7 protein-coding genes are annotated in these 21,982 nt (G+C 73.6%); all 7 read left to right on the top strand.

Going from position 1 to position 21,982, the window contains the following annotated elements:
- Nucleotides 1-44 precede the first annotated feature (44 nt).
- The gene (locus OHB56_RS37210; RefSeq protein WP_055627774.1) at nt 45-944 is read left to right on the top strand and encodes a menaquinone biosynthetic enzyme MqnA/MqnD family protein; all 900 of its coding nucleotides are present in this window, start codon (nt 45-47) and stop codon (nt 942-944) included.
- A gap of 34 nt (nt 945-978) precedes the next feature.
- Nucleotides 979-2,184, top strand: a complete 1,206-nt coding sequence (gene mqnC / locus OHB56_RS37205) for a cyclic dehypoxanthinyl futalosine synthase (protein ID WP_406358265.1) — start codon at nt 979-981, stop codon at nt 2,182-2,184.
- Between the two features lie 111 nt (nt 2,185-2,295).
- A complete protein-coding gene (locus OHB56_RS37200) occupies nt 2,296-3,285 on the top strand; it encodes an ATP-binding cassette domain-containing protein (protein ID WP_326756107.1) in 990 nt (329 codons plus the stop codon).
- Complete coding sequence (locus tag OHB56_RS37195) at nt 3,285-4,136, top strand: ABC transporter permease (RefSeq protein ID WP_406358263.1); 852 nt, start codon at nt 3,285-3,287, stop codon at nt 4,134-4,136. Before OHB56_RS37200 ends, OHB56_RS37195 begins: the two co-directional genes overlap by 1 nt.
- Nucleotides 4,137-4,146: 10 nt before the next feature.
- Entirely contained in the window at nt 4,147-8,232 is a 4,086-nt protein-coding gene (locus OHB56_RS37190) for an AMP-binding protein (protein ID WP_406358261.1), read from the top strand.
- Nucleotides 8,233-8,487: 255 nt separating this feature from the next.
- Nucleotides 8,488-20,952, top strand: a complete 12,465-nt coding sequence (locus tag OHB56_RS37185) for an SDR family NAD(P)-dependent oxidoreductase (protein ID WP_406358259.1) — start codon at nt 8,488-8,490, stop codon at nt 20,950-20,952.
- The gene (locus tag OHB56_RS37180) at nt 20,942-21,976 is read left to right on the top strand and encodes a ketoacyl-ACP synthase III family protein (protein WP_055628649.1); all 1,035 of its coding nucleotides are present in this window, start codon (nt 20,942-20,944) and stop codon (nt 21,974-21,976) included. The genes OHB56_RS37185 and OHB56_RS37180 overlap by 11 nt, the downstream gene beginning before the upstream one ends.
- Nucleotides 21,977-21,982: the final 6 nt, after the last annotated feature.

The following is a 21,982-nucleotide window of genomic DNA, read 5'->3' as shown; positions in this document are numbered from 1 at the left end:
GCGCCCGACCTTCCCCCCTCGACCCGTTCCGGGAGTTGTGCACGATGATCGAGCAACCCGCCCCCGAGGCCGCGCAGTCGGCGCAGGTGCTCCGGCGCCGTCCTCGGGTGGGCCACATCCAGTTCCTCAACTGCCTTCCGCTGTTCTGGGGGCTGGCCCGTACCGGCAGCCTGCTCGACATGGACCTGCGGGCCGACACGCCGGACGGCCTCAACGAAGCGCTCGCGGCGGGCGAGCTGGACATGGGGCCGATCAGCCTGCTGGAGTTCCTGCGCCACGCCGACGACCTGGTCGCGCTGCCTGACATCGCGGTCGGCAGCGACGGTGACGTGATGTCGTGCCTCCTCATCAGCCAGGTGCCGCTGGAGGAACTGGACGGCGAGCGCGTCGCGCTGGGTTCGACCAGCCGTACGTCGGTGCGTCTGGCACAGCTGCTGCTGGCCGAGCGCGTCGGCGTGCAACCCGAGTACTACGTGTGCCCGCCCGATCTGCGCACCATGATGGCCGAGGCGAAGGCCGCCGTGGTCATCGGTGACGCCGCGCTGCGGGCGGCGCTGCACGAGGCGCCCCGGATGGGTCTCCAGGTGCACGACCTGGGCCGGATGTGGAAGGACTGGACGGGTCTGCCGTTCGTGTTCGCCGTGTTCGCCGCACGCCGTGACTTCCTGGAGCGCGAACCGGAGCTGGTGCGCCAGGTCCACTCCGATCTGCTCGGCTCCCGCGACCTCTCGCTGGCGGAGGTGACCAAGGTCTGCGAACAGGCCTCGCGGTGGGAGGAGTTCGACGCGTCGACGCTGGAGCGCTACTACACCACGGCCCTCGATTTCACTCTCGGCGCCGCACAGCTCGCCGGAATCCACGAGTTCGCGCGTCGAGTGGGCGGTGGCGCCGAGGGGTTCCCGCCCGACGTCGCCGTCCGGCTGCTCGAACCCTCCGCACTCTGATCCGAACACACGCCACCGGAAAGGCCCGGCCACCATGCCTCGACCCTCGCAGCATCCGCTCCAGCCCGTCCTCGACCGTGCCGCCGCCGGTGGGCGGATCACCCCTCAGGAGGCCCTGGACCTCTACCGCGACGCGCCGCTGCACGCGCTGGGTGCCGCCGCGGACGCGGTGCGCCGCCGCAGGTACGCCGGGACCGAGCACATCGCGACGTACATCATCGAGCGCAACATCAACTACACCAACGTGTGCGTCACCGCGTGCCGGTTCTGCGCCTTCTACGCCGCGCCCAAGGACCAGGCCAAGGGCTGGACCCGCGACCTGGACGACATCCTGCGGCGCTGCGCGGAGACCGTCGAGCTGGGCGGCACGCAGATCATGTTCCAGGGCGGTCACCACCCGGACTACGGCGTGGAGTACTACGAGAAGCACTTCGCCGCCATCAAGAAGGAGTTCCCGCAGCTCGTCATCCACTCGCTGGGCGCGTCCGAGGTGGAGCACATGGCGCGGATCTCGGGGGTGCCGGTCGAGGAGGCCATCACCCGTATCCACGCGGCGGGACTGGACTCGTTCGCGGGCGCGGGCGCGGAGCTGCTCCCGGAGCGGCCGCGCAAGGCCATCGCCCCGCTGAAGGAGTCCGGCGAGCGCTGGCTGGAGATCATGGAGATCGCGCACGGCCTCGGCGTCGAGTCGACGTCCACGATGCTGATGGGCACCGGCGAGACCAACGCCGAGCGGATCGAGCACCTGCGGATGATCCGGGACGTGCAGGACCGCACGGGCGGCTTCCGGGCGTTCATCCCGTACACCTACCAGCCGGAGAACAACCACCTGAAGGGCCGCACGCAGGCCACGCTCTTCGAGTACCTGCGGATGATCGCCATCGCCCGGCTGTTCCTGGACAACGTGGCGCACATCCAGGGTTCCTGGCTGACCACCGGCAAGGAGATCGGCCAGCTGTCCCTGCACTACGGCGCGGACGACCTCGGCTCGATCATGCTCGAGGAGAACGTCGTCTCCTCCGCCGGCGCCAAGCACCGCTCCAACCTCGTCGAACTGCTCACCCTGATCCGGGCGTCGGGCCGCGTCCCGGCGCAGCGGTCGACGACGTACGAGCACCTGGTGGTGCACGAGGACCCGGCGAACGACCCCGTCGACGAACGGATCGTCTCGCACGTGTCCTCCACCGCGATCGCGGGCGGCACCGCCCACCCCGAGCTGAAGCTGATCGCCACCACCTGAGCCCCGGGCGTATATCCGGGGCTCGCGCGTGCCGGGTCCCGGACACACGCCCTCCGGCTCACCCCGGCGCACAGCCCTCCCCCATCCCTGCACACGAGGACGGAGAAGCCCATGGCGGGCGCCATTCACGCCACGGGTCTGGTCAAGACCTTCGGCGAGGTCCGGGCCGTGGACGGAGTAGACCTGGACGTGCCGGAAGGCGGCGTGCTCGGACTGCTCGGCCCCAACGGAGCGGGCAAGACCACGACCGTCCGGCTGCTCACCACGCTGCTGCGGCCCGACGCGGGCACCGCCACCGTGGCAGGGCACGACGTGGTCCGCGACCCGGACCGGGTCCGGCTGTCGATCGGGCTCTCGGGCCAGTTCGCGGCTGTCGACGACCGGCTGACGGGCCGGGAGAACCTCCGCATGATCGGTGAACTGTACGGGCTGCGCTCCCGCGCCGCCCGGCAGCGGGCGGACGAACTGCTGGACCGGTTCGACCTGGCCGCGGCCGCCGACCGCGTGTCGAGCACCTACTCGGGCGGCATGCGGCGGCGACTCGACCTGGCCGGGGCCCTCGTGGTCCGGCCCTCGGTGATGTTCCTCGACGAGCCGTCGGTCGGTCTGGACCCCACGAGCAGGCTGATGCTGTGGGACGCCATCGAGGACCTGGTGGCCCAGGGCACCACACTGCTGCTGACCACCCAGTACCTGGAGGAGGCCGACCGCCTCGCCCGGGACCTCGCCGTGGTCGACCACGGACGCATCATCGCGCGGGGCACACCGCGTGAGCTGAAGGAGCAGGCGGGCGGCCAGCGCATCGAGGTGGTCGTGTCCTGGCCGGAGCAACTCGACGCCGCCGCTGCGCTGTTGACGCGTCACGGCACCCGTGCCCCGGACGTGGACCGGCCCCGCGGCACGGTCTCCGTGCCGGTGAACGGCGGGGTGCGGCTGCTCATGGAGGTCATCGCCGCACTAGACGCCGACGGCATCGCGCTCACCGACATCGGACTGCGCCGCCCCACGCTGGACGAGGTCTTCCTGGCCCTCACCGAGGACACCCCGCGGGACACCGGGCGCGCGGCGGTCGGCGCCGGCGCGCCGATCGAGAAGGAGTGATGAACGTGTCGGCAGCGGCACCGCCCGTACCCGAACTCAAGTCGGGCACGGCCGCCAAGTCCCTGCGCGACGTCCTCGTCGTGACGCGGCGCAACGTGATCCGGTCGGTGCGCATCCCCGAGGTGCTCATCCTCAGTCTGGTGCAGCCCGTCGTCTTCGTGCTGCTCTTCGCGTACCTGTTCGCCGGGTCCTTCACTCTGCCCGGCGCCGAGGGGGCGGCGGCGTACCGCGAGTACATGATGCCGGGGTTCTTCGCGCAGACCATCGCCTTCGCCACCGCCAGCAACAGCAGCGTCAGCATGGCCAACGACGTGCAGAGCGGCATGGTGGACCGTTTCCGGTCGCTGCCGATGGCGCGGAGCGCGCTGCTCACCGGCCGCACCGTCGCGGACCTCGTGCAGAACGTCATCGTGGTGGCGGTGATGGTGCTGTGCGCGCTGCTGGTCGGCTGGCGCATCCACCACGGGCTGCCGCGCGCCGTCGCGGCGTTCGCGCTGCTGCTGCTCATGGGATACGCGCTGTCGTGGGTGGGTGTCGTGATCGGCCTGTCGGTGCGCGCCCCGGAGGCGGCGGCCACCAGCAACTTCCTGTGGCTGTTCCCGCTGACGTTCCTGTCGAACGCGTTCGTGGCGCCCTCGACGCTCCCGACGGTGCTGCGCTGGGCCGCGGAGTGGAACCCGCTGAGCGCGACCGTGCAGGCGGCGCGGCAGCTGTTCGGCAACCCGGGGCTCACCGCCACGGGCTCCTGGCCCGCCGAGCATCCCGTGCTGGTGTCGGTGACCTGGTCGCTGCTGATCGCGGTGGTGTGCCGGACACTGGCGGTGCGCCGCTACGCTTCGGCCGGCTCCTGAGGAGAGACTCGTGATCGCGGACGCCACGTTCCGGGCGGAGCTGATCCGCCCGGTGCACGAACTGCTCGCCGGGCACGCGTCGCGGCAGCCCGACCTCATCGCCTTCAAGGACACCCGTCGGGCGTTGACCTGGGCCGAGCTGGACCGGCGTACCGCCCGGGTGGCCGGCCATCTCGTGGAGCTGGGGCTCGCGCGCGGCGCGTCGGCGGTGATCTATCTGCCGAACCGGGTGGAAACGGTGGAGAGTTGCCTCGCCGTCACCCGGGCCGCCGCCGTCGGGGTGCCGCTCAATCCGGGGTCGACCGACGCGGAACTGGCCCATCTGCTGGAGGACTGCGCGGCACGGCTGGTCGTCACCGGTGCCGCGCAGCTGCCCCAGGTGCGCCGGGTGCTCGCGGACCGGCCGGGCACCGTGGTGGTCCTCGTCGGCGAGGGCAGCGAGCCGGGCTTCACGGAGGCGGCCGGCCTCGCCGAGGGGGCCGGTGCGGTGCTGCCGCGCTGGGAGGAGCTGGCGTCGTCGTGGTCGCTGCGTCATCCGCCCCGCGACGACCTGGGCCTCGACGAGCCGGCCTGGCTGCTCTACACGTCGGGGACGACCGGGCGCCCCAGGGGAGTGGTGTGCACGCAGCGGACGTCGCTGTGGGCGACCGCCGCCTGCAACGCGCCGCTGCTGGGCCTGTCCCCACGGGATCGCGTCGTGTGGCCGATGTCGCTCTTCCACGCGGTGGCGCACAACGTGTGCGTGCTCGGTGCCGTGGCCGTCGGTGCCACGGTCTGCATCACGGACGGTCTGGACGCCGACGAGGTGCTGCGCCGGGCCTCGGAGGAGGACGCCACGTTCCTGGTGGGCGTGCCGACGCTGTACCACCAGATGGTGGAGCTCGCGCGGTCCGGTGCGCTCGCGGTTCCGCGGCTGCGGGTGTGCATGGTGGTGGGCTCGTCGTGCCCGCAGTCCCTGCACGAGGCGTTCCGCTCCGCGTTCGGTCTCGCGCTGCTGGACAGTTACGGCTCCACGGAGACGGGCGGCGCGATCACCACGAACCTGCCGCAGGGCCCGTACGTGCCCGGTTCGTGCGGTGTTCCGCTGCCGGGGCTGACGCTGCGGCTCACGGACCCGCGCACCGGCGACGAGGTGGAGCGGGGCGCCGAGGGTGAGGTGTGGGTGTCCAGTCCGGCGCTGATGCTGGGCTACCACCGGCAGCCGGAGGAGACCGCGAGGGTGCTCTCCGGGGGCTGGTACCGCACCGGTGACCTGGCCCGCCAGGACGCCGACGGATACGTGACGATCACCGGCCGGCTCAAGGAGCTGATCATCCGGGGCGGGGAGAACATCCATCCGCGGGAGGTGGAGCGGGTCCTGGTCCAAGCGCCCGGGGTCGCGGACGCGGCCGTCGCGGGGGTCCCCCACGGGACGCTCGGCGAGGTGCCGGTCGCCTACGTGGTCCCGGCGGCCGGCGGGCTCGACGTGGAGGCGGTGCTGTCCGTCTGCCGGCGGCGGCTGTCGGCGTTCAAACTGCCGGAGGAGATCCACGAGGTCACCGAGGTGCCCCGCAACCCCGGCGGGAAGATCGCCCGGAAGCTGCTGGCGGGGCTGCCGACGCGGACGCTGTGGCGACGGCCCCGGCAGGGTCCTGAGTCCTCGCCCCGCTCGTCGGCCGCCGTCGGTCTGGGCCTGGACGACGCGGGCCATCCGCTGCTGTCGGCGGTGGTCGAACTGCCCGGGCGCGACGAACTGGTGTGCACGGGCCGGGTCACCGCGACCGGGGACGATCCGACCCTGCCGCAACGCGCGGACGGCACGGCGGTGTTCGCCGGGGCGGCCCTGCTGGATCTGGTGCTGCACGCGGCAGGCCGCGCCGGCTGCGCCAGGGCCCTGGACCTGACGGCGGACGAGCCGCTGGTGCTGCCGCGCCACGGTGGCGTGCAGCTCCGGGTGACGGTCGGCGTGCCGGAGGCCGACGGGGTCCGGCGGGTGACGGTGCACGGGCGGCGCGACGAGCACGGTGCCGCACGACGCCCGTGGACCCGGTATGCGACGGCGACGGTGGCACCGGCCCCCGTCGCGGAACCCGCCGCGGGCCGGTCCGTGTGGCCCCCGCGGGGGGCCACCCCGGTCACCGACCAGCACGGTGCCGACCGGCCGGAGGCCGCGCGCACGCCGCGCGGCGTGTGGCGCCGCGGCGACGAGGTCTTCGTCGAGGTGGCGCTGCCCGACTGGGTGGCGGGCCAGGACCGTCACGCGCTCCATCCGGCGCTGCCGGACGCGGCGCTGGCGTGGGCGCTGCGCCTGGCCCGGGGGGCGGCACCGGCCGGTGCCGAGCCCGTGGTGGCGGTGCGCTGGCGGGACGTGACGCTGCACGCCACCGGCGCTTGCGTACTGCGCGTACGGCTGCGGGAGACGCCGGACGGCTCCTGGGAACTGGAGGCCGCCGACGGCGCCGGGGACCCGGTGCTGAGCGCGCGTTCGGTGACCTGCGCGCCGCTGCGGAGCGACGCCGTGCGTACCGCGTCGGCGGCGCAGCAGGACGCCCTGTTCGAGGAGTCCTGGGAGCCGTACGCACTGCCGCGGTCCGCGGTCCGCACGCACCGGTGGGCCGTGGTCGGTCCGGACGCGCCGCGGGTGCGTGCGGCCCTGTCGTCGGCGGGCCGCCCCAGCGAGGGGTATCCCGATCCGGTGGCGCTGCTGACGGCGGTCGAGGAGGGCGCGCCCGTCCCGGACGTCGTGGTCGTCTCCCCGACCGCGCGGGGCGGCGCGGACCCGGCGGACGCGGTGCGTGCGGCGGTCGGTGAGGCCCTCACATGGGTACGGCACTTCGCCGACCCCCGGCTGGCGCGGACCCGGCTGGCCGTCGTGACCCACGACGCGGTCGTCACGGACGACGGGCGGATGCCGGACGCGGGTGCGGCGGCTGTCCGGGGTCTCGTCGGCGCCGCGCAGGACCGTGCGCCGGGGCGCTTCGTGCTCCTCGACACGGATGCCGGGCCGGATTCCTGGCGCCGTGTCGAGGACGCCGTCGCGAGCGGCGAACCGCGACTGGCCCTGCGCGACGGCCGTGCCCTGGCCCCGCGCGCGGTGCGGGTCCCCGCCGGTCCCGCGCCGGCCCCCGCCCGCGGGCGCACGGCCCTGTTCGCGGGCGTCGAGACGGAAGGGCCGGCCGAGGCGCTCCTCGCCCGGGCCGGCGGCGGCACCGGGCCGGGGGCGGCCGGGCCGCTGCTGACGGGGCCGTTCGCGAAGAACGTCGCCGATCGGCTCGGGCCGTGTGTCGCGACGCCGGAGCTGCTGCGCTGGGACCCGGTGGACCCGGCCGGGCCGGTGCGGGCCCTGCTGGACGGTGCTCCCCGCACGGTGCTGTTCACCGCGGCCGTGCGCGCCGACGGCCCGACGGCGGACGCCCGGGCCGACGTGGACGCCGCGCTGCGTCCGGTGCTCGACCCGGCGCTCGAGCTGGTGCGGTCGGCGCCGGGGCGTGACCTCGCCCGTGTCGTGTTCGCGACGCCCGCGCCCGCCGTGGCGGGCCTGGCGGACGCGGCCGTGGCGGCGGTGTTCGACGTGTGGGTCCGGGCGTTGGGGCGGGCGGGTGTTCCCGCGGTGTCGCTGCGCGGCCCCGAAGGCGCCACGGACGAGGCGACGAACCTGTTCGCCGCCGCCGTCGCCACGGGGCGGACCTCGCTCACGGCGCAGCGGCCGGACCTCCGCGTCCCGCACGGCAGCGGACCGCTCACCGCGACGGCCGCGCTGCTGCGGGACGCGGCGGGCGGGCTCGTACGGCGAACGGCGCGTGACGCGGCCGCCGATCCCGGGGGCCTGCGCCAGAGGCTGACGGTGCTGACCGCCGCCGAGCAGGAGGAGGTCCTGCTGCGCCTGGTGCGTGACCGGTTCGCGTCGGTGCTCGGGCTCGCCACGACGGGTCGGGTCCCCGGGGACGCGGAGACCCGCGACCTCGGGTTCGATTCGCTGACGGCGCTGAGCGCGCGCAACGCGCTGGAGTCGGCGACGGGGCTCTCCCTGCCCGCCTCGGTCGTCTTCGACTTCGCGACACCGGCGGGCCTGGCCCGCCACCTGTGCGGCGAGTTGCTGGCCGACCGGGACGGCTGACGGACTCCGGTCGCCCCGCGTGGTCGTGCGGTCGTGCGGGGAACGTCGGCAGGCGGCCGTGCGCTCCGTGCGACCGCGCCCGGGGTGCCGTTCCGGCCGGTCACGGGGCCTGCCGGATCTAGAGAAAGACCTAACCCGCCCGCGCCCATACTGACCCCGTAGGCAGGGGAGGACTCCCCGCCGTTCGCGTGCCCGGCGGCCCGGACCGCCCGAGTCGTGTGTCTCCGTTGCCAAGGTGATTGGAAGTCGAGCGTCGTGACTGAGAAGCCCCGTGTTGCGCTGGTCCGGCCGCTGCATGAGATCCTCGCGGACCACGCCCGGACCCGGCCGGACGCGCGGGCCTTCCAGGACGGCCGCCGCGCCGTCACCTACGCCGCTCTGGAGCGGCGCACGCGGTTCCTGGCCGGCCACCTCGTCGCGCGCGGGGTCGGCCGCGGCGACCGTGTCCTGCTGCGCATGGGCAACCGGGTCGAGATGGTGGAGAGTTACCTCGCCGTCGCGCGCGCGGGAGCGGTCGGCGTACCGGTCGACCCGAAGTCCTCCGACGCCGAGCTCACCCACCACCTGACCGACAGCGGAGCGCGCACGGTGATCACCGGCGTGGCGCAACTGTCCCAGGTGCAGCGGACGCTCGGGGGCAGCGCCCTCGACGGTGGCCCGATCGTCGTCGGCGCCGCCGAACCCGTACCCGGGACCGCCGACTTCGAGGAACTCGCCGTCACCCCGCCCGCCACCGACGCGCGCGACGACCTCGGCCTCGACGAGACCGCCTGGATCCTCTACACCTCCGGCACCACCGGGCGCCCCAAGGGCGTGGTGTCGACCCAGCGCAAGTCACTGTGGGCCACCGCCGCGTGCACCGCGACGATCCTCGGCCTGTCCCCGGACGACCGGGTGGTGTGGCCCATGCCGCTCTACCACGCCGCCTCGCACAACATCGGCGTCCTCGCCACGCTGGCCGTCGGCGCGTCAGCGTACATCCTGGAGGGCTCGGCCCCGGACGAGATCATCGGGACCGTCCGCAGCGAGCGGGCCTCCTTCCTGGTCAACTCCCCCAGCACCTACCGCCGCATGGTGGAGTTGGCGCGCGAGGAGGGGGTCGAACTGCCCGGGCTGCGGGTGTGCATGGCGGCCGGCTCCGTCTGCCCGCCCGAACTGCACGAGGACTTCGAGGCCGCCTTCGGCGTACGCCTCGTGGACAGCTACGGCAGCAGCGAGACCGGAGGCGCCATCACCACCCAGGAGCCAGCCAGGGCGCGGGTTCCGGGCTCCTGCGGAACTCCTCTGCCCGGCCTGACGCTGCGCCTGACGGACCCCCGGACCGGAGAAGAGGTGGCCGCGGGTGAGGAGGGCGAGATCTGGGTGCACAGCCCGGCCACCATGGTCGGCTACCACAACGACCCTGAGGCCACCGACGCCGTCCTCGTGGACGGCTGGTACCGCACCGGCGACCTCGGCCGCCTGGACCCGGCCGGAGCTCTCAGCATCACGGGGCGCACCAAGGAGCTGATCATCCGCGGCGGCGAGAACATCCATCCCGCCGAGGTGGAGCAGGTGCTCGCCGGGGTGCCCGGCGTGGCCGAGGCGGCGGTGGCCGGCAAGCCCCACCCCGTGCTCGGCGAGGTGCCCGTCGCCTATCTGGTGCCGGGACCCGACGGCGCCGAGGGCATCGACACCGGGCGGCTCCTGGAGACGTGCCGCCGGGAGCTGTCCTACTTCAAGGTGCCCGACGAGTTCCACGTCATCGACGCCGTCCCGCGCACGGCGAACGGCAAGACCGCCCGCCGGCGCCTGCGCGACCTGACCACGACGCTCCTCCTCGTCAACCCGGCCGTCACCGTCCGCCCCGCCACCGACGGCACGGACGGTACCGACGGCACGGGCGCGGCAACCGTCGTGATCCCGCCAACCGACGGCACCGGCCCGTCCGCGGCCCGGCACGAACTGCTCACCCTGGTGCGTTCCGTGATCGCCGACATCCTCGGTCTGCCGTCCGTCCAGGACGTGGTCGTCGACCGGCCCCTGCACGAGGTCGGCTTCGACTCCCTGGCGGCCGTCACCCTGCGCGACCGGCTGTCCGCGGCCACCGGCCACCGTCTCACGGCCGCCATGGCCTACGACCACCCGACTCCGCAGGCCCTCGTGCAGTACCTCGACGGGCTGGCCCGAGGCGGCTCCGCCACCGGTGAGGCGGCACCGGCGGCCGACGCCACAGCCGCGGAGCCGGACGAGCCCATCGCCATCGTGGCGATGGGCTGCCGCCTGCCGGGCGGCACCCGGACACCGGAGGACTTCTGGAACCTGCTCGTGGCGGAGACCGACGCCGTCGGCCCGCTCCCGGAGGACCGCGGCTGGGACCTCGACCGTCTACTGGACGACGAGGGGGCGGGCGGCGGAAAGTCGTCCGCCCGCCAGGGCGCGTTCCTCGACGGGGCGGGAACCTTCGACGCCGCGTTCTTCGGCATCTCGCCGCGCGAGGCGCTGGCGATGGACCCGCAGCAGCGGCTGCTCCTGGAGACCGCCTGGGAGACCTTCGAGCGCGCCGGCATCGACCCGGCCACGATGAAGGGCAGCCGGACGGGCGTCTTCGCCGGGGTGATGCACGGAGGCTACGGCCCCGGACTCTACGACCGTTCCCCGCGGGACCTGGAGGGCTACCTCGGCAACGGCGCCGCCGCCAGCGTGGCCTCGGGCCGCATCTCCTACGCGCTGGGGTTGCAGGGTCCGGCGATCACCGTGGACACGGCGTGCTCGTCGTCGCTGGTGGCCATCCACCTGGCCGCCCAGTCGCTGCGGAACGGGGAATGCTCACTTGCGCTGGCCGGAGGCGCCACCGTGATGTCCACCCCCGGTGCGCTCGTCGAGTTCAGCCGGCAGGGCGCGCTCTCCGCAGACGGGCGGTGCCGTGCGTTCGCGGACGGCGCGAACGGTACGGGGTTCGCCGAGGGCGTCGGCCTGGTGCTGCTGGAACGGCTGTCGGACGCACGGCGGCACGGCCATCCCGTACTGGCGGTGGTGCGCGGCTCGGCGGTCAACCAGGACGGCGCGTCCAACGGCCTGACCGCGCCGAACGGACCGGCCCAGCAACGGGTGATCCGCGCCGCCCTGGCCCAGGCGGGCGTGTCGCCCGCCGACGTGGACGTGGTCGAAGCCCACGGCACGGGCACGTCCTTGGGCGACCCGATCGAGGCGCAGGCACTGCTGGCCACCTACGGGCAAGGACGGTCCTCGGGTGAGCCGGTGCTGCTGGGCTCGGTGAAGTCCAACATCGGCCACACACAAGCCGCCGCCGGTGTCGCCGGCGTCATCAAGATGGTGCTGGCCATGCGACACGGGACGATGCCCCGTACGTTGCATGTCGACCAGCCGTCGTCTCACGTGGACTGGGACGCGGGCGACGTCCGGCTGGTGACCCAGGCACAGCCCTGGCCCCGTACGGCGACACCTCGCCACGCCGGCGTCTCCTCCTTCGGTGCCAGCGGGACCAACGCCCATCTCATCCTCGAAGAGGCGCCGCCCGTCGAGCAGGTTCCGCCGACTGCCGATTCCGGCGCGTTGGTGCCGTTGGTGGTGTCGGGGCGTGACGAGGGTGCGCTGCGTGCGTCACTGGAACGGGTCGCGGACTTCGTCGAACGGCACGCGGACGTGCCGGTGGGCGAGGTGGCGCGGATGCTGGCCGGTTCACGGACCGTGTTCGAACACCGCGCCGCGATCCCCCTCACCGGCACCGACCGCGACACGCTGATCCAGCACCTGCGCACCCCTGACAGTGTGATGCGCGGGACGGGCCGCCCGGTGAGCGATCCAGTGTGGATCTTCCCCGGCCAGGGCGCCCAGTGGACCGGCATGGCCGTCCAACTGCTCGACGCGAACGGCGCATTCGCCCAGCAGTTGGCCCAGTGCGCGGACGCGCTCGAACCATTCGTCGACTGGAACCTGCTCGGAGTCCTCCGCGGCGAGCCCGGCCAGCCCGGCTTCGACCGCGTGGACGTGGTCCAACCCGCCCTCTGGGCCGTCATGGTGTCCCTCGCAGCACAATGGCGCGCCGTCGGAGTACACCCCACCGCGGTCATCGGACACTCCCAGGGAGAAATCGCCGCCGCCACCGTCGCCGGCGCCCTGTCCCTCTCCGACGGCGCACGCGTCGTCGCCCTGCGCTCCCAACTCATCGCCCAATACGCCGGCGACGGAGGCATGGCCTCCCTCGCCCTCCCCCGAACCGACGCAGAACAAGCCGCCACCCGCTTCGGACTCGAAGTCGCCGCCGTCAACAGCCCCACCAGCACCGTCCTCTCCGGCCCCGCCCAAGCACTCGACCAACTCGCCGCATGGTGCGAGGAACACGACATCCGATGCCGACGCGTCCCGGTCGACTATGCCTCCCACTCCTCCTTCGTCGACATCATGCGCGACCAACTGCTGGAGGTCCTGGCTCCGATAGCGCCGGTCGAGGGTGACATACCGCTGTACTCCTCGCTGACCGCGGGACTGGTGCCGGGCGGTGACCTCGACGCGCACTACTGGTTCCGCAACCTGCGCCACACCGTCGAATTCGAGGCCGCCACCCGCGCGGCCGCGGAGACGGGTGCCATGGGCTTCATCGAGGTGAGCCCGCATCCCGTCCTCACCCTGCCGGTCCAGCAGACCCTCCAGGAACTGCCCGACCTCCAGCCCGTCGTCCTCGGCACACTCCACCGCGACCACGGAGACCCCCAGGACTTCAGCCAGTCCGTCGCCACCGCCTACACCAACGGCATCCCCGTCCGACCCACCCCCACCCCCCTCCACCCCGACCTCCCCACCTACCCCTTCCAGGGCACCCACCACTGGCTCACCCCGTCCACCGGCGGTGACCCCCAGTCCCTCGGTCTGCTCCCCGTCGGCCACCCCCTCCTCGGGGCGGCGGTCCAGCGCGCGGAGGAGGACGGTCTGGTCTTCACGGGGCAGATCTCCACGGCCGCCCACCCGTGGCTCGCCGACCACGTGGTGAACGGGACCGTCCTGTTCCCCGGTACGGCCTTCGTCGAGGCCGCGATCCGGGCGGGTGACGAGGTGGGAGCGTCCACCCTGGAGGAACTGGTCCTGGAGAGCCCGCTCGTCGTGGAGGCGCGGCAGGCCGTCAGCGTCCAGGTGACCGTCGGGGCGCCGGACGCGTCCGGACGCCGCCCGGTCGCCGTGCACTCCGCGCCGCAGAGCGGCGAGTCGACCGACAGTCCGCTGTGGACCCGGCACGCCCGCGGCTTCCTGACCCCCGCAGCGGGGCGGGGCGCCGACTCCGCAGCGGCCGGGGTGTTCGCCAACTGGCCGCCCCGGGGCGCCGAAGAGGTGCCCGTCGCGGACGCCTACGAGCGGATGGCCCGCGCCGGCTACGGCTACGGACCGGTGTTCCAGGGCCTGCGGGCGGTCTGGCGCCGGGACGGGGACGTCTTCGCCGAGGTCGCCCTGCCCGAGCGGGAGAAGTCCGACGGCTGGGGCGTCCATCCGGCGCTGCTCGACGCGGCCCTCCACGCCGACGTGCTGAACGAGGTCGAGAAGGAGGGCACCGGGCCGCTCAGCCTGCCGTTCTCCTGGCAGGGCGTGGAGTTGCACGCGTCCGGTGCCACCACCCTGCGGGTCCGGTTGACATGGTCGGAGTCCGAGGGCGTCTCGTTGCTCGCCGTCGACCCGGCGGGAGCCCCCGTCGTCTCCGTGAACACGCTGCTGACCCGGCCCGTGGCCGAGGGATCGGTGAGCGCGGCGGACGAGGCCGTCCGGCGGATGCTGCTGCGCACGGAGTGGCGGGCCCTCGCGCCGACGCCCGCGCCGCAGCCGTCGGGCCGGTGGCTCGTGGTGGGCGACCGGGCGTCCGGGCTCGCCGCCGCCCTCGCCGGCGCAGGCGTGGACGCGCACGCCGTGGCGGACCCGAGCGCCGACACCTCCGGTCCGACGCCCGACACGTTGCTCCTGCTCCGCGACCGGCCCGCGGGGACAGCCGAGGACACCGCCGCCGCGGCCCGTGCCCGGGTCCAGGACACGCTCGCACACGTACAGCGTCACCTGGCCGACGAGCGGTACGCGGCGACGCGTCTGATCGTCGCCACCCGGGGCGCCGTGCCCGCCGATGCCGCCACCGGCGTGACCGATCCGGCCGGAGCGGCGACCTGGGGTCTCGTCAGGGCGGCGCAGGCCGAACAGCCGGGGCGGGCCGTCCTGGTCGACCTGGAGCCCGGGGCCGACATCGGAGCCGGTTCCGCCGAGGTGGCCGGGCTGCTCGCCGCGGCCGCCTCCGGAGAGCCGCAGACCGCGGTGCGCGCCGGCAGCCCGCTGATCCCCCGCCTGACGCACGCCACGGACGCGGCACCCGGCGAACCGCGCCGGCTGGACCCCGAGGGGGTCGTCCTGATCACCGGCGGGACCACCGGCGTGGGCCGGCTCGCCGCCCGGCACCTGGTCACCGCGCACGGCGCCCGCCATCTGCTGCTGCTGAGCAGGCGCGGACGCGAGACGGCGGGAGCCGGTGAACTCGTCGACGAACTGACCGCCCTGGGCGCCTGCGTGACCGTCGAAGCGTGCGACGTGGCCGACCGCGATGCGCTGGCGGCCGTACTCGACGCCCTCGACCGCCCGCTGACCGCCGTCGTGCACAGCGCGGGCGTCCTCGCCGACGGCATGGTCACCGATCTGACCGCGGAGCAGGTCGACACGGTGCTGCGCCCCAAGGTGGACGCGGCGCTGCATCTGCACGATCTCACCCGCGACGCGGACCTGGCGCACTTCGTCCTCTTCTCGTCGATCGCCGGCACCATCGGCGGCGTCGGACAGGCCAACTACGCCGCGGCCAACGCCTTCCTCGACGGCCTGGCCGAGCACCGGCGCTCGCTCGGGCTGCCGGCCACCGCGGTGGCCTGGGGCCTCTGGGAGGACGGTGGCCTCACCGCGCACCTGGGCGCCACGGACCGCGGTCGCATCGCCCGCAACGGAGTCAGGCCGCTCACCGCCGACCAGGGACTGGCCCTCCTCGACGCCGCCGTCACCGGCGACGCGGCCACCTGTGTCGCCGCCCGCTTCGACCACGCCGCACTGCGCCGCCGCCCCGAGGGGGTACCCGTCCTGCTGAGCGGTCTGGTGCGCGCGGCAACGCGGCGCACCGCCACCGACGAGGGGGGACGGGCCGACGGCACCCTCGCGGAACTGGCCGGACTCTCACCGGAGGAGGCCGAGCGCGCTCTGCTCGCCCTGGTGCTCCGGCATGCAGCCGCGGTACTCGGACACGAGACGCCGGACGCCGTACGCGCCGACAGCGTGTTCAAGGACATCGGCTTCGACTCGCTCTCCGCGGTGGAACTGCGCAACCGGCTCAATGCCGCGACCGGTCTGCGGCTGGCCCCGACCGTCGTCTTCGACTACCCCAACCCGCACGCCCTGGCCGAGCACCTGAACGAGAGCCTCGCCGGAACCGCGGCCTCCGCGTCCTTGCCGCCGGCGCGGACGAGCACCCCTCCGGACGACGACGCCATCGCCGTCGTGGCCATGGGATGCCGACTGCCCGGCGGGGTCGCAGGACCCGAGGACCTGTGGGACCTGCTGCGGTCCGAGACCGACGCGATCAGCGAGTTCCCCACCGATCGTGGCTGGGACCTGGACACCCTGTTCGACCCTGACCCGGACAAGCCGGGCACCTCCTACACCCGCAACGGCGGTTTCCTGGACGGCGCCGGACGGTTCGACGAGGCCTTCTTCGGCATCTCGCCGCGCGAGGCGCTGACCATGGACCCGCAGCAGCGCCTGCTCCTGGAGACCGCCTGGGAGACCTTCGAGCGCGCCGGCATCGACCCGACGTCTCTCGACAAGAGCACGGCCGGCGTGTTCGTCGGCGCCATCGCCCAGGAGTACGGTTCGACCCTGCTGCACGAGGCCCCGGAGGGCCTGGACGGCATGCTCCTCACGGGCAACGCCACCAGCATCATCTCCGGCCGCCTCTCGTACCTGCTGGGGTTGCAGGGTCCGGCGATCACCGTGGACACGGCGTGCTCGTCGTCGCTGGTGGCCATCCACCTGGCCGCCCAGTCGCTGCGGAACGGGGAATGCTCGCTCGCACTGGCCGGCGGCGCCACCGTCATCGCCACGCCGGGCACCTTCACCGCCTTCAGCCGGCAGCGTGCCATGTCCCCCGACGGGCGGTGCCGTGCGTTCGCGGACGGCGCGAACGGTACGGGGTTCGCCGAGGGCGTCGGCCTGGTGCTGCTGGAACGGCTGTCCGAGGCACGGCGGCTGGGGCATCCGGTGCTGGCGGTGGTGCGCGGGTCGGCCGTCAACCAGGACGGCGCGTCCAACGGCCTGACGGCCCCGAACGGTCCGGCGCAACAGCGCGTGATCCGTGCGGCGCTGGCCCAGGCGGGTGTTCCGGCCACCGAGGTGGATGTGGTCGAGGCGCACGGTACGGGCACGTCGTTGGGTGACCCGATCGAGGCGCAAGCGCTGCTGGCCACCTACGGGCAGGGACGGCCCCCCGGTGAGCCGGTTCTCCTGGGATCGGTGAAGTCCAACATCGGTCACACGCAGGCGGCCGCGGGCGTGGCCGGCGTGATCAAGATGGTGCTGGCCATGCGCCACGGAACCGTGCCCCGCACCCTGCACGTGGACCGCCCCTCGTCACACGTCGACTGGGACGCCGGTCACGTACAACTCGTCACCCGGGCCCAGCCCTGGCCCGGCACGGCGACACCCCGCCGCGCCGGCATCTCCTCCTTCGGCATCAGCGGCACCAACGCCCACCTGATCCTGGAGGAAGCACCGCCCGTCGAGCAGATTCCCCGGGACGACGCCGACAGTGACGACACGCTGCTGCCCCTGCTGGTGTCGGGACGGAGCGAGGGCGCGGTGCGGGCCTCGCTGGAGCGCGTCGCGGACTTCGTCGAACGGCATCCGGACGTACCCGTGGGCGCGGTGGCGCGGATGCTCGCCGGGTCACGCACGGTGTTCGAACACCGCGCCGCCCTTCCCACCACCGGCACGGACCGCGACACACTGGTGGAACGCCTGCGCGCAACGGACCAAGGGCTGTGGGGTGCGGGTCGTCCGGCGGGCGATCCGGTCTGGGTCTTCCCCGGCCAGGGCGCCCAGTGGTCCGGCATGGCCGTGGAACTGCTGGAGGAGAACGGGGCATTCGCCGAGCAGTTGGCCCGGTGTGCGCGGGCTCTGGAGCCGTTCGTGGACTGGGATCTGCTGGGCGTGCTCCGGGGCGTGCCCGACCAGCCCGACTTCGAGCGGGTCGACGTGGTCCAGCCCGCCCTGTGGGCGGTCATGGTGTCCCTGGCCGCGCAATGGCGGGCGGTGGGAGTACGCCCCGCCGCGGTCATCGGACACTCCCAGGGCGAGATCGCCGCCGCCACCGTGGCCGGCGCACTCTCCCTCTCCGACGGCGCACGCGTCGTCGCCCTGCGCTCCCGCCTCATCGCCCAGCACTCCGGCGGCGGAGGCATGGCCTCACTCGCCGTCCCCCGGACCGAGGCAGAGGAAACAGCCGCACTGTTCGGACTGGAAGTCGCCGCCGTCAACAGCCCCGACAACACCGTCCTCGCCGGCCCCGTCGAGGCGCTGGACCGGCTCAGCGCATGGTGCGACGAGCACGACATACGCTGCCGACGCGTCCCCGTCGACTACGCATCCCACTCCACCTTCGTGGAAGTGATGCGCGACCAACTCCTCGACGCACTCGCCCCGATCACCCCACGCGACACCGACACACCCCTCTACTCCTCGCTCACCGCAGACCTGATCCACGGCAGTGACCTCGACGCCGACTACTGGTACCGCAACCTGCGCCACACCGTCGCCTTCGAAGCAGCCACACGCGCCGCCGCGGAAGCGGGCCTCACCGCGTTCATCGAAGTCAGCCCGCACCCGGTACTCACCCTGCCGGTGCAGCAGACCCTGCAGGAAGTGGCCGACCCGGAACCCGTGGTCCTCGGCACGCTCCACCGCCACCGCGGCGACGCCCGGGACTTCACCGAGTCCGTCGCCACCGCCTTCACCAGCGGCATCGCCGTACGCCCCACCCCCGTCCCCGTCCACCCCGACCTGCCCACCTACCCCTTCCAGGGCACCCACCACTGGCTCACCCCCTCCGCGAACTCCACACGTGGCGCGTCCGGCCTGGGCGCGGTCGCCGCCGCGCATCCTCTGCTGGGCGCGGCCGTCGAGCTGCCCGGCACCGAGACCGTGGTCTTCACCGGCCGTCTCTCGGCGTCGACGCACCCGTGGCTGGTGAACGAGCGCCCGGCCGCCCTCGGCTGGCTGGTCGCCGAGCTGGCCCTCGCGGCCGGGGAGCAGCTCGGCCTCGGCCGGCTGCCCACCCTGACACCGCAGGCGCCGTTGGCGGCACCGACGGCCGGCTCGCTGCAGATCCGCGTCACCGTGGGTGCGGGTTCCGAGCCCGGCGTGCGCACGGTGTCGGTGCATTCCCGGCACTCCGACGAGGTCCTCGGCCTGCCGTGGATCTGCCATGCGACGGGCGAGCTGGCCGCGGCGGCGGACCGGCCGGACTGGGACCTGGAGGTCTGGCCGCCCGCCGACGCCACCCCGGCCCCCGAGTCCGTACCGGACCTGCGGCACCTGCCCGTGCAGCCCGCCGTGGGGGGCGTGTGGCGTCGCGGCAGCGAGGTGTTCGCTGCGGTCGCCCTGCCGGACACGCTGCGCGAGGAGGCCCGGTGGTTCGGGTTGCACCCGGTGCTGGCCCAGGCCGCGCTCGGCCTGGTGGGCGTCGAGGGCGCCCTGCCCCAGGCCGGGGACTCCTGGCGGGCGGGACTCTGGCAGGACGTCTCCCTGCACGCGTTCGGCGCCTCCGTCCTGCGCGTCCGGGTTTCCCCCCGCGCCGACGGTTCCGTGGCGCTGTTCGCCTCCGACGCGGCCGGCAGCCCCGTCCTGTCGGCGGTGTGCCTCCGCCCGGAGGCCGTCCCGCGCGGGGTGCGCAGAGCCACGGACGTGGCGCAGCAGGACAGCCTGTTCGGCATCGAATGGGCCGAGACCGGCACGCGGCACCTCGCCGCGGACGCCGGCACGACCTGGGCCATCGTGGGGGAGGATCCCGTGCGGGCGCGGTCGTCGCTGATGGCGGCGGGACGGTACGCGGAGGCGTATCCCGATCTGGCGGCGCTCACCACCGCCGTGGAGGCCGGCCGCGATGTGCCCGATGTCGTCGTGGTGCCCTTCCTGCGGGAGGCCGCCGCTCTCTCCGGCCGGGAACTGGTGGACGCCGTCCACGCCACGACGGCCCGGGCCCTGGAGACGGCGCGCGCCTGGGTGACGACGCCCCTGTACGACGACTCCCGGCTGGTGTTCCTCACCCGCGGTGCCGTGCCCGCGGTGAGCGGTCCCGACGACGTGTCGCCGCTGGATCTCGCGGTGGCCGCGGTCTGGGGACTCGTCCGCAGTGCGCAGTCGGAGTATCCGGGCCGCTTCGTGCTCGTGGACACCGACACCGCCAAGCCCACCTGGCGTGCCCTGGACCGTGTGGTGTCCACCCCGGAACCGCAGTGGGCGTTGCGCGGGCGGACGGCCCGGGTGCCGCGGATGACGCGCCTCGCCCCCGCCGACGTCCTCCCGGCATTCGACGCCGGCCCGGACGGCACCGTACTGATCACCGGCGGTACGGGCACCCTGGGCTCCGCGGTCGCCCGGCACCTGGTGACCGAACACGGGGTGAGGGAATTACTCTTGACGAGCCGTCAGGGGTCGGGCGCGCCGGGTGCCGCGGCCCTGGAGGCCGAGCTCTCCGCGCTCGGCGCCCGGGTCAAGGTGGCAGCCTGTGACGTCACGGACCGCGACGCCCTGGCCGCGCTGCTCGACGGCCGGCGGATCGGTGCCTTGGTCCACACCGCCGGCACGGTGCACAACGGGATTCTCCCGTCCCTCACGGCCGAGCGGCTGACCGAGGTGCTGCGGCCCAAGGTGGACGCGGCCGTGCATCTGTACGACCTGGTCCGTGAGGCGGGCGTGAGGCAGTTCCTGCTGTATTCCTCCGTCGCCGGCATCACGGGCGGCCCCGGACAGGCCAACTACGCGGCGGCCAACACCTTCCTGGACGCGTTCGCCCACCATCTGCGCTCCCGGGGCATCCCGGCGACGTCGGTCGCCTGGGGGCTGTGGGCCGGGGCCAGTGGTCTGGCGGGTTCCGTCGCGACGGACCGGCAGCCGGCGGCTCTGCACGGAACGCGTCCGCTCGAAACCGGGGACGGCCTCGGGTTGTTCGACGCGGCGTGGGCGGCCGGCCGCGGTCTGGTCGTCGCCTCCCGCCCGGACTTCGCCGCACTGGCCGACGACGCCAGGTCCGGTGCCGTACCGGCCGTGATGCGGTCCCTCGTGTCCGGCTCCGCGCGCCGCATGGCTCAGGACACCCCCGAGGAGCAGGGCGGCCTCGCGCACCGCTTGGCGGCGATGGATCCGGAGGAACGGGAGACCGTGGTGACCGGCCTCGTGCGGGAGCGGGCGGGCGCGGTCCTGGGGCACACGACACCGGGCGGCGTGGCGGAGGACGCCCGGTTGAAGGATCTCGGGTTCGACTCGCTCACCGCGCTGCAACTGCGTACGGCGCTCGTCGAGGCGACGGGGCTCCGGCTGCCGGCGGGTGTGGCGTTCGACTTCGAAACGCCGCTGGATCTCGCCCGGCACCTGATCGAGCAGCTCCTCACCCCGGCCGCCTCGCCTCTCGACGACAACGGAAGGAACCAGGATGAGAATTGAGAACGTGTTCATCGACTCGCTGGGGGTCGTGCTGCACGATTTCGAGCCCGTCGAGCGGGCCGTGGCGCAAGGACTGATCGCGCAGGACATCGTGGACGCGAACGGCCTGACCGGCACCCATCTCGCCCACGACATCCCGGCCGTCGAACTCGCGATAGCCGCCGCACGCGTCACTCTGGACCGCTCGAAGCTCGACCCCGAGTCCCTCACGAGCCATGTCCACAGTGCCGTCTACTACCAGGGCCCGCAGGGTTCCTATCCGCCGGGCTACGTGCTGCGCGAGCTGGAGCTGGAGCCGACCAGCTCGCTGTACCTGCGGCAGGGCTGCAACGGCATGCTCGGCGCGCTGGAGGTGGCCGTCGGCCAGATCACCGGTGCGGCGGAGGCGGAGGCCGTGCTGATCACCTCCGGTGAGAACTTCACCGCGACGGGCCTGAACCGCTATTCGGGGCTGGGGCAGGCCTACTTCCTCTCCGACGGTGGCGCTTCCGTCCTGGTCAGCGCGGACGAGGGCTTCGCGCAGGTCAGGTCGCTGAGTACCGGCATCCTTCCGGAACTGGAGCGGTGGCACCGCGGTGACGGACCCCTGCTGCCGGGCGACGGGCAGCGCAGCGAGGAGGAGATGGCCGAACGGGCCACGCGGTACAGCGAGACCGAGACACCGCTCTCCGAGACCCTCGAGAAGCTCACCCTCTTCAATCTCGGTGTCATCCGCCGGGCTCTCGTGAGCGCCGATCTGAACGCCGGCGACCTCGCCAAGGTGGTTCCGATCAACATGGACGGCCGCATGGTCGAGTACTCGGTGATGATGCCGCTCGGTCTGCCCATGGACCGGTCGACGTTCGACTACGGCAAGGGCATCGGGCACGTGGGCGGCGCCGATGTGATCATCACCCTGGAACATCTGGTCCGCAATCGGGAGGTGGCGCCCGGCGACCATGTGCTGCTGATCTCGCAGGGGCCGGGCTGGATGTGCACGGCCTGTGTCGTCACCGTCCTGGACCTTCCGGCCTGGGCGGTCTGACCGGGC

Origin of the sequence: Streptomyces sp. NBC_01635 (assembly GCF_045209715.1) — a bacterium.
Classification (GTDB): domain Bacteria; phylum Actinomycetota; class Actinomycetes; order Streptomycetales; family Streptomycetaceae; genus Streptomyces; species Streptomyces hirsutus.
This window is presented reverse-complemented; position numbering and strand designations above follow the sequence as displayed.

Coding starts and splice junctions, on each gene's coding strand:
- OHB56_RS37210 (WP_055627774.1), top strand. CDS start 45: ATGATCGAGCAACCCGCCCCCGAGGCCGCGCAGTCGGCGCAGGTGCTC.
- mqnC (WP_406358265.1), top strand. CDS start 979: ATGCCTCGACCCTCGCAGCATCCGCTCCAGCCCGTCCTCGACCGTGCC.
- OHB56_RS37200 (WP_326756107.1), top strand. CDS start 2,296: ATGGCGGGCGCCATTCACGCCACGGGTCTGGTCAAGACCTTCGGCGAG.
- OHB56_RS37195 (WP_406358263.1), top strand. CDS start 3,285: ATGAACGTGTCGGCAGCGGCACCGCCCGTACCCGAACTCAAGTCGGGC.
- OHB56_RS37180 (WP_055628649.1), top strand. CDS start 20,942: ATGAGAATTGAGAACGTGTTCATCGACTCGCTGGGGGTCGTGCTGCAC.